We start from the raw sequence: 16698 nt of genomic DNA, 5'->3' as shown, positions 1-16698 counted from the left end.
TTGTCCTGAACGGCCGCGTCCGCGCCGCCCGGCACCGTCCCGGGCCGCCGCCGTCCGTCCCCCGAAGGGATCGCCTTCATGGTATGCCTATCCCGGCGCCCGTCGCGCCGCCCGCTCACCGCCGCCATCGCCCTGGGCGTCGGCCTCCTGGGCATGGTTCCGTACGCCTCGCCCCTGGCCGCCCCGGCGCCCGAGGCCGACACCGACCTGGACCTCGCCACCAATCCCATCGTGATAACCGCCGACCGGCCGGCCCTGGAAAAGTACGCCGCCCCCCAGACCGCGGTGGGCGTCACCGGCGCCACCATCCTGGAGACGCAGAACGTCCTGGACAGCGAGGACGCGCTGAAATACCTGCCCAGCCTGTTCCTGCGTAAGCGCAACAACGGCGACACCCAGGCCGTTCTGGCCACCCGCACCTGGGGCGTGAACTCCAGCGCCCGCACCCTGGTCTATGCCGACGACGTGCTGATCTCGGCCCTGATCGCCAACAACAACACCATCGGCGCCCCGCGCTGGGGCCTGGTGGCGCCGGAGGAAATCGAGCGGGTGGACGTGCTGTACGGCCCTTACTCCGCCGCCTATGCCGGCAATTCCATGGGCGGGGTGGTGCAGATCACCACCCGCACGCCCGACAAGCTGGAGGCCGATGCCCGCCAGTCGGAAGCGGTGCAGAGCTTCGGCCTCTATGGCACGCACAAGGACCTGGTGACCTCGCAGACCAGCGCGCACGCCGGCGACCGGATGGGGCGCTTCACCTGGTCGCTCAGCGCCAACTACCAGGACAGTGACAGCCAGCCGCTGAGCTTCGTCACCAACGGCAAGGTGCCCACCGGCACCAGCGGCACCTTCCTGGCGCTGAACAAGACCGGGGCGGCGGCCGACGTGGTGGGTGCCAGCGGCCTGCTGCACACCCAGATGACCAACGCCAAGCTGAAGCTGGGTTATGACCTGTCGCCAGACTGGCGGCTGAGCTACACCCTGGGCTATTGGCAGAACGACGCCACATCGGACGTGCAGACCTATCTGCGCGACGCCGCCGGCACCCCCACCTTCGCCGGCCTGTCCGGCTTCGCCAGCGGCAAGTACAGCCTGTGGCAAAGCCATCTGGCGCAGAGCGTCACCCTGCGCAGCGACAGCAAGGGCCCCTGGGACGCGGAGGTGACGGCCAGCCATTATGAGATGCTGGACGACATCCAGCGCACCCCCACCGGCGTGACCGCCAGCGGCACCGGCTTCAGCACCGCCGGCCGCATCGCCCGCATGGACGGCACCAACTGGACCAATGTGGACGCCAAGGCCCTGTGGCGCACCACGCCGTCCAACACGGTCAGCGCCGGCCTGCACGCCGACCAGTATGAGCTGGTCAACCCCACCTACAACACCGCCACCTGGCAGAGCGGCAGCGACCAGGGTCAAAGCCTGTACAGCAGCGGCCGGGGCAAAACCCAGACCCTGGCCCTGTGGGCGCAGGACGAATGGAGCTTCCTGCCCGACTGGACCGTCACCCTGGGCGGCCGGTTGGAGCGCTGGCAGGCCTTCGACGGTTATAACTACAGCGGCGGCAAGGGCGTGGAGCAGCCGGACGCGGAAAGGGGCGCCTTCTCGCCCAAGGCGACCCTGACCTGGACGCCCACCGCCGACTGGCACGTCACCGCGTCGTTCGGCGAGGCCTACCGCTTCCCCACGGTCAGCGAACTCTACCAGCTGGTACAGACGGGCCTGACCTATACCGTGCCCAACGCCACCCTGAAGCCGGAACGGGTGTTGAGCGGCGAACTGGCGATCGAGCGCAGCTTCACCGATGGCCCCTTCGCGGATGGGCGCGTTCGCCTGTCGCTGTTCCAGGAGAACACCCGCGACGCCCTGATCGCCCAGACCGCCTTCCTGACGGGGGCCACGCCGGTCAGCTACACCGTGAACGTGGATGAGGTGCGCAACCGCGGCGTCGAGCTGGCCGCCAGCCAGCAGGATGTGCTGGTCAAGGGGCTGGAGCTGTCGGGCAGCGTCACCTATGTCGACAGCACCATCCTGTCCGACCCCAATTTCGCCAGCCCCACCGGCACCACGGCCACGGGCAAGCATGTGCCCTACGTCCCGGACTGGCGCGTCACCCTGGCGGCGACCTACCGGCCGGACGAGCAATGGGCCTTCACCATCGCCGGCCGCTATAGTGGAAAGCAGTATTCGACCCTGGACAACACCGATAGCGTGGCCAAGGTCTTCGGCGCCTTCGACAGCTTTCTGGTCGCCGATGTCCACATCAACTACAAGATGCTGGACAATTTGACGCTGGACCTGGGCGTCGACAATCTCAATGATGAGAAGTACTTCCTCTACCATCCCTTCCCGGGGCGGACCTTCTTCGGCGGCCTGAAAGTGTCGCTCTGACACGCGCCGCCATAATGCCGGTCACATCACCCGTTTCCCCATCACTTCAAGGATACGTCCCATGACCTTCCGCACCGTCGCGGCGTCCGCCGCCGCCTTCGTCATCGCCCTGGGCCTGGCCGGGACCGCCGCCGCCCATGCCCACCTGAAGCGCTCCGTCCCCACCGCCAGCGGCACCGTCGCCGGCCCCACCCAGGTGGACGCCTGGTTCACCGAGGATCTGGAGCCCAAGTTCAGCACCATCACCGTCACCGGGCCTGGTCCGAATGGCAAAAAGGTGGACAAGGGCGACACCCACACCGATCCGGCCGACGCCAAGCACCTGATCGTCAGCATCGACGGGGCGGCCCCCGGCACCTACACGGTGACCTGGGCCGTCACCTCGGTCGACACCCACAAGTCCAACGGCAGCTTCACGTTTGAGGTTCAGAAGTAAGGCGTCTAAACCCATCTTATGAACACGTTGGAAACCGGCCTGGCCATCGCCCGGGCGCTACACCTCGCCCTGGCGCTGGTCGCCTGGGGCCTGCCCGCCTTCGCCGCCCTGGTGGTGGCGAAGGCGCCCGCGGGCCCCGCCCGTGACGACCTGACCGCCACCCTGCGCCACTGGACATGCGGGACGGCGGGATCGGCCGTCGTGGCCGGATTGCTGTGGTTCGCCGCGCAGGCGGCCGTGTTCGTGGGTGACGGCAGTCCCGCCGCCGTGCTGGGTGCCCTGGCCCCCACGGCGGCCACCCGTTACGGCCATGTCGTGTTGCCGCGACTGGCCTTGCTGGTCGCGGCGGTGATCCTGGAAAAGCGGTTGTCGGTGCAAAGGCTGGCCGGCCTGCTGGGCCTGTCGCTGGCGCTGCACGCCGGCGTCGGCCATGTCGCCGTCACCTTCGACGCCGCCAGCCTGCCGGGCCTGGCGGCGGAGGTGCTGCACCTGCTGGCGGCCGGCGCCTGGCTGGGCGGCATGGCGGGGCTGTTGCTGGCCCTGTCGCGCCCGGCGCTGGCGGCGGACCTGGCCGCGCGCTTCTCCCCCCTGGGCGTCACCTGCGTCACCCTGCTGGCCGCGACCGCCCTGCTGAACGGCGTGGGCCTGATCGGCACCTTGGCCGGCCTGATCGGCACCACGTATGGCCATGTCGCCATCGCCAAGGCCGTCCTGTTCGCCCTGATGCTGGGCTGCGCCGCGCTGAACCGCTGGCGCATCGCCCCGGGCCTGGCCCGGGGGACGGTGCCGCTGGGACTGCTGCGCGCTTGCGTGCTGGTGGAACTGTCCCTGGGCACCGCCGTGGTGGCCTTGGCCGCCTGGCTGGCCAGCATCGTGCCGGGCGTGCACGACCAGCCGCTGTGGCCTTTCGCCCGCAAGCTGAGCGGCGAGATCCTGTCCGATCCCGACTATGGCGGCTTGGCATGGAAGGCCATCGCGCTGACGGCCATGGGCATCCTGTCCGTGATCAGCGTTGTCTTTCCCCCGGGCAAGGGGGCGTGGCGACGCCTGTCGTGGAAGCGCCGGCTGGTGGAAGCGGTGTTCGCGGCCGGCTTCCTGTGGTTCGGCGTGCCCGACCTGGACCTGCTGACGGTGGAGGCGTTCCCCACCAGCTACTGGTCGTCCCCCACCGGCTTCACCGCCGCTTCGGTGGCGCAGGGGGCTTCCCTATTCCCCGGCCATTGCGCCCGCTGCCACGGCGCGGGGGGCGCCGGTGATGGGCCCGACGCGGCCAAGCTGAGCATACCGCCCGCCGACCTTACCGCCCACCATCTGCTGGACCACAGCGAGGGTGACATCTTCTGGTGGCTGAGCCACGGCATGCCCGACCCGGACGGCAAGCCGGTCATGCCGGCCTTCGAGGCCCAGCTGTCGGAAGACGACCGCTGGGCGCTGATCGACTACATCCACACCCTGAACAGCGGCACGACGGTGGCGGAGGCCAAGGGCGTGTGGACCTGGGGCATGCCCGCCCCGGAATTGGACCTGAGCTGTCCGGCCGACGGGGCGCTGGCCAGGGCCGGCAGCCTGGCCGACCTCACCGGCCACCCGCTGCTGCTGGCCATCGGTTATGGCGAGGTGTCCCCGCAAGCCCTGGCGGCCGTGCAGGCGACACCGGTGGTGCCCATCATTGTCAGCACCGACCCCGACCGTGCCCCTCCCGCGACCGCCTGCGGCAGCACCAGTCCGGAGGCGGCCGTGGCCTACCGCACCATCGGCGGCGCGGCGGAGGGGCCTCTACTGGTGCTGGTGGACAGCCGGGGCGCCCTGCGCACCATCTGGCAGGGCCCCTTCCCGGCGACACCGGCCGCGATCGCCGTGCTGGCGGCTAAGGCCGAAGAAGCCGAACGCCATCCCTTCGCCACCGGCGGCGGCGGGCATCACCATCACTGAGATGTTAATGACTAAGGGACGCAAGGGCCTTGTCGTCTCCCTGGCGCGCAGGTCGCTACCCCCAAACCCGTATTCCCGATGACATACCCAATCCGGAATCGGGCCCCGGGGCTTGCCCGACAGCAGACCGCACCCTATCCAAATCCGTCATTTCATGAACAGCGACGGCGGACTTGGAACGATCATGACGATCTCTTCTCGTTATCATTCCATTAAGGCAAGGAACTACCAGGCAGTACTGGCGGTGGCCCTGCCGTTATTGGCGGCAACCCCGGTGCTGGCCGCCGGCGACGTGCCCGGCTCCAAGGACCATCCGCTGGTCTCGCGCTTCGCCGGCGCCACCATCACCGCCTATGAGCACAAGGATTTCGACGAAGCCTTCCTGCCCGACCGGCCGGTGAAGGATGCGGACAAGGCCGAGGGCCTGCACCTGGAGGGCAAGATCACGCGGGTCTGGTACACCATCGGTGCCGGCAAATCGGCGCTGGAGGTGGAGCGCAACTATCAGGACGCGCTGCGGAAAGCCGGCTTCCAGACGCTGTTCCGTTGCGCCAAGGACGAATGCGGCGATGACTTCCAAAGCCTGGTCATCAACTCCGGCAAGGTGCTGCCCCCGGGCAAAGGCGACGCCGCCTTCGGCGGGGCCCACCGGACCATCCTGGCCAAGCTGCCCCGGCCAACCGGCGACGCTTATGTCTTCCTGCACATCATGGAAGACAGCTCCAACCAGCGCACCCTGGTGAATGAGGAAGTGGTGGAGATCCAGCCCATGCAGACCGGCCAGGTGCAGATCATGGACAGCGGAACCATGAAGAACAGCCTGGCCAGCAGCGGCAAGGTCGCGCTCTACGGCATCTACTTCGACACCGACAAGGCGGAGGTGAAGCCGGAATCCAAGGCCCAGCTGGATGAGATGGCCAAGCTGCTGACCGCCAACCCGGCGCTCAAGGTCTACATCGTGGGCCACACCGACAGCCAGGGGCAGTTCGCCCACAACCTGGATCTGTCGCAGAGGCGGGCGGACGCGGTGGCGCAATCCCTGACCGGCACCTACCACATCGCGCAAGGGCGCCTGACAGCCAAGGGCGTCGCGTCGCTGGCCCCCGTCACCACCAACGACAGCGACGACGGCCGGGCGCAGAACCGGCGGGTGGAACTGGTGCAGCAGTAGTTGGGATCAGGCGGCGCCGGTGTCGGCCCTCGGCCCCATGGGAAACGGATATTTCCGCTGCGGAGCCATTGGCGGCATCCATAGATGCGGGCTTCGTTCCCCCGCCGGATCCATCGGTTTCATCCATACATGCCATAGATAGGAACGGTTTTTAACAGCGCGGCCGGCCCCCTAGATTTCAGGCTGGATCGCCCCACGGCAGAGGGCGGCCCCTACTCGGGAGACGAACGCCTCATGAATATCATCGGACCGGACGCCCTGGTGTTCGGCGTCGACGATGTCGACGCCTGCAGCCAGTACCTGACGGATTACGGCCTGCAGCCGACCGGTGACGGCCGGTTCGAGGCGCTGGATGGCACCTGCGTCATCATCCGCGCCGACGACGACCCCCGCCTGCCGCCGGCCATCGGCCCCGCCCCCTCGATTCGCGAGATCGTCTATGGCGTGGGCGACGCGGCGGCGCTGGAGGCCATCGCCGCGGAGCTGTCCAAGGATCGTGAGGTGCGCCGGGGTGAGGGCGGCAGCGTGCACGCCGACGACGATTCCGGCTTCCACCTCAGCTTCGCGCTGACCACCCGCCGGCCCTACACCGCCCCGGCCGACCTGACCAACGCCCCCGGCCACCCGCCCCAGCGCGGGCCCAACCTGCTGGGCATCAACTGGGACATGAAGGTCGAGCCGCGCACCCTGTCGCACGTGGTGCTGTTCGTCCCCAATATGGAGCAGGCGGAAGCCTTCTACGTGAACCGCCTGGGCTTCCGCCTGACGGACAAGTTCATCGGCGTCGGCCCCTTCCTGCGCCCGGCGGGCACGGAGGACCATCACACCCTGTTCCTGATCCAGACGCCCCCCTTCATGAAGGGGGTGGAGCACTTCACCTTCCACATGGGCAGCGGGACGGAGGTGCTGCTGGCTGGCACCCGGTTCGAGGCCAAGGGCTACACCACCTTCTGGGGGCCTGGCCGTCATTACTTCGGGTCCAACTGGTTCTGGTACTTCAACAGCCCGCTGGGTTGCCATGTGGAGTACGACGCCGACATGGACCTGCACGACGACACGTGGGAGGCCCGCCACCGCCCGCCGGGGGCGGACAATTCCCAGCTGTTCCTGTTCACGGCGCGGGAGAAGTGGTTCCCCAGCGGCCCACCGCCCAAGGGCGGCGCGCACTGAGGTGCCCGTCCCATCCGATATCCCCGGGGCGCCAGCCCCGGGGCAAGATCCGGATAGCCCCCGCACCCCGCTGTGCGCCCTGGATACCCTGCCGCCGGTGGGCCAGGCGCGGGGCTTCGACCCGGTGAAATCCGGCCGCGACACGGTGTTCGCGCTGCGCCGCAGCGACGGCGTCCGGGTCTACCGCAACCACTGCCCCCACCAGGGCGTGCCGCTGGAATACCGCAAGGACCGCTTCCTGTCCGGCGACGGCCAGCGCATCCTCTGCTATGCCCACGGCGCCCATTTCGAGGCCGACACCGGCCTGTGCACCGACGGGCCCTGCCGTGGTATGTCCTTGGCATCCTTGCCCTTGGTCATCGAGGACGGCTGGCTGTACCTCGCCGTGGCCCCTGACAGCCCCCTTCTGCGCTGATCCCCGCGCCCGCCTGCGTCGCGGCATGGTCATACTCCGTTCAGCCGAAGGCGAAATGTCGCATCCCCAACCCTAAGTCGCGTCCCGTACGCTTTCCCCAAGAGCAAGACGTGCTGCAAGCGCGAAACGGGCAAATAGGGACAAATCACCACGAAGCGACCCAGACGCGTATCGAAACGATAATCTGGGAGACTTCATATGGGATTTTGCGGCAGTGCGCGGTGGTCCGCGCATGAATGGCGACGTGCGCGCGTTTTTACTGCGCTGACTCTTCTGGCCGGCACGGCGCTGGCCTCTATTCCGATGTCATCCGGGGCCTGGGCCGCGACGGCACCCGCCGACGCGGACAACCTCAGCGAGATCGTCGTCACCGGCACACGCCGTATCGACCGCTCGGTGGCCGACAGCCCCTCCCCCGTCGATGTCTTCACGCCGGAGGATTTGGAGCGCCAAGCCGGCAGCGACACGCAAGACCTGATCCGCACCCTGGTGCCCTCCTTCAACGTCGGCCATTTCTCCAGCGACGACGGTTCGGGCATCGTGCGCCCGCCGACGCTGCGCGGCCTGCCGCCGGATGAAACCCTGGTGCTGATCAACGGCAAGCGGTTCCACCGCTCGGCCCTGGTGCAGATCGCCGGCGACGCCCAGACCTCGGGCTCGCAAGGGGCCGACCTGAACCAGATCCCGGCCATCGCCATCAAGCAGCTGGAGGTGCTGCGCGACGGCGCCTCCGCCCAATACGGGTCGGACGCCATCGCCGGCGTCATGAACTTCACCCTGAAGGATGCCGCCGACGGCGGCAGCGTCATCGTGCAGTGGGGCCAGGACTATGCCGGCGACGGCGCCACCGGCCACATCCAGGTGAATTCCGGCCTGCCCTTGGGCGATCGCGGCTTCGTCAACATCAGCGCCGAGTACCAGAAGAACGACCCCACCGACCGGGGTGTGGAGCGCAGCGATGTCACCGACCTGAAGGCGTCCGGCTACAATCCGGGCCCCAAGGGCTATCCCACGCCCAACCAACGCTGGGGCGACAACGCGGTGGAGGCCGAACGCCTGTTTATCAACAGCGGCGTCGACCTGACCGACAACTCCAAAATCTACCTGTTCGGCAACTTCGGCCACAGCAACGAGAAGGAAAGCTTCTACTACCGCGACCCGGTCAGCAGCTGGCTGGGCACGACCTTCCCCCTGACCAGCGGCGGCAATTTCTCCTGGGCCAGCGTCTACCCCGGCGGCTACCATCCCTGGTTCTACGGCGACATCCTGGATAGCAGCATCACCGGCGGCTACAAGACCACGCTGAAATCCGGCCTGATCATCGACGCCAGCGCCAGCTATGGCCGGGATGAGGTGCGCTATAACCTGACCAATACCGTCAACCCCTCGCTGGGTCCCGTCAGCCCCACCCAGTTCTACGTGGGCACCCAGACGCAGGAGGAGACGGACCTCAACCTGGACCTGACCTACCCGGTCCACATCGATTGGCTGGCCAGCCCCCTGACCCTGGCGGGCGGCGCGGAATACCGGCGCGAGACCTACACCATCACCCCGGGTGACGCCGCGTCCTACACCTCCGGCGCCTATGCCGCCTACGTGCCGGTGGGGTCCAACGGCATGCCGGGCTTCACCCCCACCGACGCCGGCCAGTTTCCGCGCAGCAACTACGCCTTCTACGCCGACGCCGAAGCGGACGTGATCAAGGATCTGAGCCTGGGCTTCGCCCTGCGCTATGAGGATTTCAGCGACTTCGGCGACACCACCAACTGGAAGGTCACCGGCCGCTACCAGCTGACCGACTGGCTGGCCGTCCGCTCCTCCGTCAACACCGGCTTCCGCGCGCCCACGCCGGGCCAGGAGAACGTGTCCAAGGTCACCACCATCTTCCAGAACGGCAACCCGGTGGAACAGGGCACCTACCCCGTGGGCAGCGCCATCGCCCGCTATTACGGCGCCCAGGCGCTGAAGCCCGAGACCTCGTTCAACATCGCCGGCGGCCTGGTCTTCGACCTGCCCTACAAGGTCAACCTGACCGTCGACTACTACAACATCAAGGTCGAGGACCGCATCGGCATCACCAGCACCTATTCGGTGACGGCGGCCGACATTGTGGCCCAGCCGGCGCTGGCGGCGGTGGGCGTGGGCGGCCAGGTGAACTACTTCGCCAACGGCTTCGACACCCGCACCCAGGGTGTGGACATCGTCGCCAACAAGACCTTCGACCTGGATACGGCGGGCGAGTTGCACGCCACCGCGGCCATGAACATCAACCACACGGTCGTCACCAAGTACAACCCCACGGTCATTGGGCTGGGCCAGGTGCAGGACCTGCAGAACGAAAGCCCGCACTACCGCGCCACGCTGACCGGCGTGTGGGACATCGGCAAGTTCAGCATCCTGGGCCGCGCCAGCTATTTCGGCGCCTGGGAGGATAACGTCAGCATCTGCGGCACCACCTGCCTGGGCCAGAACTTCGATCCCGCCTGGATCTTCGACGCCGAGGTCTCATACAAGGTGCTGGACGACCTGACCGCCAGCATCGGCGGCCAGAACGTGGGCGATAAATATCCCGCCAAAATCCGGCCGGAGTTCGGCACCTATGGCGTCGGCCAGCAATACTCCTTCAGCAGCCCCTACGGCTATGACGGCGGCTATTATTATGTGCGCCTGAAATACGATTTCTGATGTCGGGACCACCCCGCCCCGGCCGTACCACGGAGATGGGGTGATCGTTCCCCAGTTCCCTTCCTCGGGTTGGCCCCCTGGAAGGCACCTCGGGGCCGCCGGACTTCCCGCCGGCGGCCCTTTTTTGCGTGATAGAAATCACGGGAGCACCATCGCAGAAAGAGCATCCCACCCTTCGGCAAAGGAAATGGCCCGACCGCCGACTGATCGGCACCCGGCATGCGGTGCGATGGTACTGAATGAAGTCAATCTCAGAACGATGTTAACGATAGTTATTCATTTATTATTTTGAAATAGTCATCGATCTGGAAGTGGTATCATGATGTGAATATATCCGTTGGTATATGATCAAGGCAATTAACCATTATCCTTTGATCTGGATCACCTGACAACGGACCTACCTATGTATCTTCCCTGGATAGACGCCGACTTCGCCGGCCCCCGTAATCCAGGAAGCTGCCATGCGTTTCAAATCCTTACAGACCAAGATCAGTTTACTTTCCGCCCTGTGCGTTTTGGGAGCGACGGGCGCCCTGGTCGGCTATGGACTGGTCGCGTCCAGCAACACCAAGGCCTTCGTTGGCGAGCAAGTCGGGGAACTGACCGATAGCAAGACGCGGGAGGGTCTGCAGACCCTGGCCTCCACCCAGGCCGGCATCATCCGCTCCACCCTCGATGGGGCGTTCGACAGTGCCCGTGACATGGCCCGCGCGTTTGAGGTTCTGGCCGACGCCCAGGACAAGATCAGCACCGCGCCAGCCCTGCGGCGCGCGCAGTTCAACGCCGTCCTGCTGAACGTCCTGAAGGCCAACCCCCGGTTCAACGGGACCTACAGCGCCTGGGAGCCCGATGCCCTGGATGGCCAGGACACCGCCTTCAAGGACCGGCATGACGTGGGTTCCGACGGCACGGGACGCTTCCTGCCCTATTGGACGCGCGACGCTTCGGGCCACATCGCCATCCAGCCGCTGGTGGAATACGATAGCCACGCGCTGCATCCCAACGGCGTCATGAAGGGCGGATGGTATATCGGGCCGCAGGGCGGCGGCGGCGAAAGCATTCTGGACCCCCTGCCCTACATCGTGCAGGGCAAGAACGTCTATCTGGCCACCATGTCGGTGCCGATCATGATCGACGGCAAATTCCGCGGCGTCGCCGGTGCCGACTTCGACCTGTCGTTCGTGCAGCATCTGGCCGAACAGGTGAAGGCCTCCGTCTTCAGCGGCAAGGCGTCAGTCACCATCATCAGCCACATGGGGCTAATCGTCGCGTCCAGCGAACATCCGGACGCCATCGGCAGTTCCTTCGAGCGCTTCGACCACAACTGGCAGGCCGATCTGGCGGTCATCCAGGCCGGCAAGCAGCAGGTGACGATGGACGCGGCGTCCGACTCCATCAAGGCGTTCGCCCCCATCACCCTAGGCCGGACCAAGACGCCCTGGTCCGTGCTGGTGGACGTGCCGCGGGCTGTGGCGATGGCAGAGGCGACGGCCCTCGACGGCGCGCTGCTGCATCGCGGCAACCGCGACACGGCGCTACAGCTGGTCGTGGCACTGGCCATCGCCGCCGGCGCGGTTGGCGGCATGTGGTTTGTGGCCCGCGGCATCGCCCGACCCATTCGTGCCAGCGCCCACTTCGCCGAGGATGTGGCCGCCGGCCGGGCGGACAAGGACCTGGTGGTCGATCAGCTGGACGAGACCGGAACCCTGGCACAGGCATTGAACAAGATGGCGGCCGACCTGAGGCGTGCCGAGGAGGAACGCGGCGCCATGCAAGCCGCCGCCGAGGCGGAACGACGGGAGACCCTGGGCCGCATGGCGAGCGAGCTGGAAGCGAGCGTTAAGGCGGTGGTGGCCACCCTGAGCGGGGCCGCCGACCAGATGGGTGGGGCCGCCACCAGCATGACGGCTACGGCCGACCAGACCAACAGCCAGGCCAATCTGGTGGCCGAAGGCTCGCAGGAGGCCAGCGCCAACGTGCAGACCGTCGCCGCCGCCACGGAAGAATTGTCTGTCTCGATCAAGGAGATCGCCAGCCAGGTGGCCAAGTCCACGACCATCGCCACGGACGCGGTACGCACGGCGGACGCGGCCAACGTCCAGATCATGGGTCTGACCACGGCGGCCGAGAAGATCGGCAACGTGGTGGAGCTGATCTCCTCCATCGCGGGGCAGACCAACCTGCTGGCGCTGAACGCCACCATCGAGGCGGCACGGGCGGGTGACGCCGGCAAGGGCTTTGCCGTCGTGGCATCGGAAGTCAAAACCCTGGCCAACCAGACGGCCAAGGCGACCGACGAGATCGCTCAGCAAATCGCCAACATGCAGCAGGTGGCGCGAGAATCGGCGACCACCATCCAAGGCGTGGGCCGGGTGATCGAGGAAATGCGCAGCATCACGACGGGCATCGCCTCGGCGGTGGAGGAGCAGAACGCGGCCACCGCCGAAATCGCCCGCAACGTTCAACAGGCGGCCAGCGGAACGCAGGAGGTCACGGCCACCATCCAGGGCGTCACCCAGGCCGCGGCGGACACGCGGGAGGCGGCAAGCCAGGTCATGAAGGTCTCTGGCGAGATTTCCCACGAAACCGGGCGGCTGGGTCAGGCCGTCGATGGCTTCCTTGCCAAGATCCGCGCGGCGTGACACAGCCCGCGTCCGGTCTCCGCCTGTCAGCGGCAGGTGGGGACCGGACGCGGCATTCGGCAGGCGGCACCGCACCATCACCCAAACCGTTAGCGCCCCATCGCATCGTTCGATTTCACAAATGCCTAACCCCGCGTCAGGGTGCACCCGTGCGTATCGTTGGTGCCCCAAGGACCACCGGCGGACGGCGGGAGGGAAAGCGACTGTGGGGGCGGAACCATGCCCCCCGAGCGGTCACCACGGGTGCCGCCCCATCCCCGTGGTCCAGCCCGCCGCCCCAGGCCCAGCGTCCCTTTCGCGACCAGAGGCCAGGACCCCATGTTCGAATACTTCCCCAAGAATTACGTCTGGAACCTGTCGGTGGACATCGCCATCGAGTCCGGCGCCCAGATCGGTGAGATCGATGAGATGTGCCGGCCGCTGCGCGACGCGGCGGCGCGCGGGGAGGATACCGGCACGGGGGAGTTCCTGAAGCACTGGGTGGCCATGGCCGACAAGCTGGTGGATCTGGCCGCCGAGGATGAGGCCCGGGGCCGCAACTTCTCCGCTGGCACCAAGCTGCAGCGCGCCTCGCTCTATTACACGACGGCGGAGCGCATGCAGGGCCACGGCCATCCCGGCCGGGCCGACACCTATGCCAAGGCGCAGGACAGCTTCCGCCGCGCCATGGTGCTGGGCAAGGAGAATGCCGAGCGCATCGAGATCCCCTACCAGGGCAGCGTCATCGCCGGCCTGTACACCCGGGCGCCGGGCCCCGGCCCCAAGCCCGTGGTCGTCTACGTCAACGGCCTGGATAGCTGCAAGGAGCTGCTGTACTGGTCCCGTCTGCCGCACGCGCTGCTGCGCCGGGGCGTCTCCACCCTGTGCATCGACCAGCCGGGCAGCGGCGAGGCCCTGCGCCTGCACAACCTGCCCGCCACCCACAAATCGGAGGAGTGGGCGTCCAAGGTGGTGGATTGGCTGGAGACGCAGGACGACGTCGATCCCAAGCGCATCGGCATGGCCGGCATTTCCCTGGGCGGCTATTACACCCCGCGCGCCGTGGCGTTCGAGCCGCGCTTCGCCCTGGGTGTCGTCTGGGGCGCCAACCACAACTGGGCCGAGGTGCAGCACAAGCGCCTGGCGCGCGAGGGGGAAAACCCCGTGCCGCATTACTGGGCCCATGTCAGCTGGGTGTTCGGCGCCCAGGACATGGACGACTTCTTCGCCAAGGCGGAAGGCATGACCCTGAACGGCGTGGTGGAGCGCATCAAGGTGCCCTTCCTGGTCACCCACGGCCAGAACGATCGCCAGATCAGCCTGGACTACGCCCACCAGACCTACGACCAGCTGGTCAACAGCCCCAAGCGCGAGCTGAAGATCTTCACCCCGCGCGAGGGCGGCATCGAGCATGTCGGCGTGGACAACATGTCCTTCGGCCGCGACTACATCGCCGACTGGATCGCCGAGACGTTTGGCGGAAACGTGGGCTGAAGGAATATCCGATGAAGTTCGCCACCCTGCCCAACGAGACCCGCGACGGCCGTGCCTTGACCAACAGCGGCCGTGACGGCCGTGCCTTGACCAACAGCGGCCGTGACGGCCGTCTGGCCGTCGTGTCCCGAGACCTGCGCCGTGCCGCCTATGCCGACGGCATCGCGGCCACCCTGCAGGACGCCGTCGAGCGCTGGGACACGGTCGCCCCCGCGCTCCAGGCCCTTTACGACGCCGTCAATATCGGCCGCGACACCTTCCCCTTCGACCCCACCCAGGCCCTGGCCCCCCTGCCCCGCGCCTGGCAGTGGCTGGACGGTTCCGCCTATCTCAGCCATGGCGAGCTGATGGCCAAGGTGTTCAAGATCGATAACGTGCAGGGGGCGGAGCCCCTGATGTACCAGGGCGTCTCCGACCGCTTCCTGGCGGCGACCGAGGATGTGGCCCTGCCGTCGGAGGCGGACGGCATCGATTTCGAGGGGGAGTTCGGCGTCATCACCGGCGCCGTGCCCCTGGGCGTGACGGCGGAACAGGCCCTGGCCCACGTCCGCCTGGTGGTGCAGATCAACGACTGGTCGCTGCGCGTGCTGGCGCCGCGCGAGATGAAAACCGGTTTCGGCTGGGTGCAGGCCAAGCCGCCCTGCAGCGTGGCCCCGGTGGCGGTGACGCCGGATGAGCTGGGGGACGCATGGCGGGCCGGCCGCGTGCACCGGCCGCTGGACGTGTGGTTCAACGGCCAGCGCTTCGGCGCCGCCGAGGGCGGGGCCATGGCCTTCGGCTTCCATGAGCTGATCGCCCATGCCGCCCGCACGCGGGATCTGTGCGCCGGCACCATCATCGGCTCTGGCACCGTGTCCAACGACAGCTATCGCACCGTGGGGTCCAGTTGCATCGCCGAGCGGCGGGGCATCGAGATCCTGGATGAGGGGGAGCCCAAGACCCCCTTCATGCGCTATGGCGACCGGGTGCGCATGGAGGTGAAGCTGGCCGACGGTGGCAGCGTCTTCGGCGCCATCGACCAACGGGTGGTGCCAGTGGCCCGCTGATCAGGGCAGGCCTTCGCCCTGGCGAGGCCCTTGGCGAGGATTGCGGGGATGCGTCCAGGGCCAGCGGTAGGCATCCTGCGCCTTGGCTGGGGCGGGCGTGTCCTCACGCACCAGGGGATGGTATCCGCCGTCGCCTTGGTGCCCCAGGGCCGCCAGCTTCGCCGCCGTGTCGGCGCTGGGCGTGAAGGCCTGGTCGGCCAGCGCATCCACCACCGGATAGACGGCCAGGCGTTGCAGCAGCGGGGAATTGCCCTGGACGGGCGTGCGATGGTCGGCCGTCAGCGGGCAGGCGGCCCCCTTGGGCAGGCTGACCGTGCCGGAATTGGCCTGGAAGAAATAGCGCCCGGCCGTGGGCGGCGTGTGCGCGTAGAGGTCAGCCGCCATGCGCTGGTCATTCACGGTGTCGCTGTCATAGACCTGCCAGCCGCGCAGGATCCAGGACGGCAGGTGGGCGAGGTCATTGTCGCTGGTGCCATAGCTGTACCAGGGCGCCAGCATCAGGATGAAACCGCCGCGGCTGCCCCAGCCCCGATCCACGAAGGCGCGGCTGGCCAGGAAGGGCACCGCCCCGCCACCGAAGGAATGGCCGATGACGCCCACGCGGGTCAGGTCCATGGCCGCTCCCTCGGCCACCACCGCCGCCGTGAAGCCGTCCCATAGCGCGCCATAGCGCTGGTCCTGCGTGGCGTCCAGGGTGGGATAGGGCGCGAAGACCACCACAGCCCCCCGGCTGACCAAGTGGCGGATCAGCCCTTCATAAAGGGTCCAGCGGTCGGCGCCAAAGCCGTGGGCGAACAGGATCACCGGGCTGGGGCCGGGCGCCTGGGCCGGCAGGAAGACCTGCACCTCGCGGCCCGTGGCGGCATTCCGCACGGTATGTTGCACCAGGGCATAGGGACCATCGACCCCGGCCGGCATGCCCGGCGGCAGCATCGTGCCGTCGCAGACCGCCGGCGCCGCCGGCTTATCCCCCCGCAGCGCCTTCACCCCCTGCCGCGCCGCGAAGAAGCAGCCGGTGCACAAGGGCAGCAAGGCCGCCAACACCACCACCTGCACCACTCGCCATATCGCCATGTCAACCCTTCCAACCCGGTCACCGCCGGTGATACGGGCGCGGGGGCGGGAAGTTTCCGGGGACAAAAGCTCACTCTCGATTTAAACTAGTCTTCCAACCAGTTTGAGATCCGGCATGGCCACCGTAGGCGCTTTTGAAGCTAAAACCCGTTTGGCTGCGCTGCTTGATAAGGGTCTGTTGATAAATTATCGCTTCAATCTGGTCGGTGTGTTTGGCGAAATGGTGTAGTTCCATTCGCCATGGAAGTCATGTCGACGGATGT

At 67.3% G+C, this 16698-nt stretch carries 11 protein-coding genes; 10 read left to right on the top strand and 1 reads right to left on the bottom strand.

Translation table 11 applies throughout. The features are described from left to right. Positions 1 to 78: 78 nt before the first annotated feature. The 10 genes from FBZ89_RS28545 to FBZ89_RS28500 all read left to right on the top strand — a co-directional run bounded on the left by FBZ89_RS28545 (position 79) and on the right by FBZ89_RS28500 (position 15361). Entirely contained in the window at positions 79 to 2391 is a 2313-nt protein-coding gene (locus FBZ89_RS28545; RefSeq protein ID WP_145754290.1) for a TonB-dependent receptor, read from the top strand. Positions 2392 to 2452: 61 nt separating this feature from the next. Next, positions 2453 to 2827, top strand: coding sequence for a copper resistance protein CopC (locus FBZ89_RS28540; protein ID WP_145754288.1), 375 nt, complete (start codon positions 2453 to 2455; stop codon positions 2825 to 2827). Between the two features lie 18 nt (positions 2828 to 2845). Further along, positions 2846 to 4759: a CopD family protein gene (locus FBZ89_RS28535; protein ID WP_145754287.1), complete on the top strand. Its 1914-nt coding sequence runs from the start codon at positions 2846 to 2848 to the stop codon at positions 4757 to 4759. A gap of 184 nt (positions 4760 to 4943) precedes the next feature. Further along, positions 4944 to 5930 (top strand): OmpA family protein, encoded by a 987-nt coding sequence (locus FBZ89_RS28530; protein WP_145754285.1) that lies wholly within the window; start codon positions 4944 to 4946, stop codon positions 5928 to 5930. A 234-nt stretch (positions 5931 to 6164) separates the two neighbouring features. Next, positions 6165 to 7100, top strand: a complete 936-nt coding sequence (locus tag FBZ89_RS28525; RefSeq protein ID WP_145754284.1) for a VOC family protein — start codon at positions 6165 to 6167, stop codon at positions 7098 to 7100. A 1-nt stretch (position 7101) separates the two neighbouring features. After that, positions 7102 to 7515, top strand: a complete 414-nt coding sequence (locus tag FBZ89_RS28520; RefSeq protein WP_211115398.1) for a Rieske (2Fe-2S) protein — start codon at positions 7102 to 7104, stop codon at positions 7513 to 7515. A gap of 303 nt (positions 7516 to 7818) precedes the next feature. Next, positions 7819 to 10200 carry a TonB-dependent receptor plug domain-containing protein gene (locus FBZ89_RS28515; RefSeq protein WP_246172860.1) on the top strand — a complete coding sequence of 794 codons (2382 nt, stop codon included), beginning with the start codon at positions 7819 to 7821 and terminating at the stop codon, positions 10198 to 10200. A 461-nt stretch (positions 10201 to 10661) separates the two neighbouring features. Then, complete coding sequence (locus FBZ89_RS28510) at positions 10662 to 12842, top strand: methyl-accepting chemotaxis protein (RefSeq protein WP_145754282.1); 2181 nt, start codon at positions 10662 to 10664, stop codon at positions 12840 to 12842. 318 nt (positions 12843 to 13160) lie between these two features. After that, the gene (locus FBZ89_RS28505) at positions 13161 to 14315 is read left to right on the top strand and encodes an alpha/beta hydrolase family protein (RefSeq protein ID WP_145754280.1); all 1155 of its coding nucleotides are present in this window, start codon (positions 13161 to 13163) and stop codon (positions 14313 to 14315) included. Between the two features lie 11 nt (positions 14316 to 14326). Continuing rightward, a complete protein-coding gene (locus FBZ89_RS28500; RefSeq protein WP_145754279.1) occupies positions 14327 to 15361 on the top strand; it encodes a fumarylacetoacetate hydrolase family protein in 1035 nt (344 codons plus the stop codon). On the opposite strand, the gene FBZ89_RS28495 is transcribed toward FBZ89_RS28500, so the two are convergent. After that, positions 15362 to 16435, bottom strand: a complete 1074-nt coding sequence (locus tag FBZ89_RS28495) for an alpha/beta hydrolase (protein WP_145754277.1) — start codon at positions 16433 to 16435, stop codon at positions 15362 to 15364. Positions 16436 to 16698 lie beyond the last annotated feature (263 nt).

Origin of the sequence: Nitrospirillum amazonense, from assembly GCF_007828045.1 — a bacterium.
Lineage (GTDB): Bacteria > Pseudomonadota > Alphaproteobacteria > Azospirillales > Azospirillaceae > Nitrospirillum > Nitrospirillum amazonense_C.
This window is presented reverse-complemented; position numbering and strand designations above follow the sequence as displayed.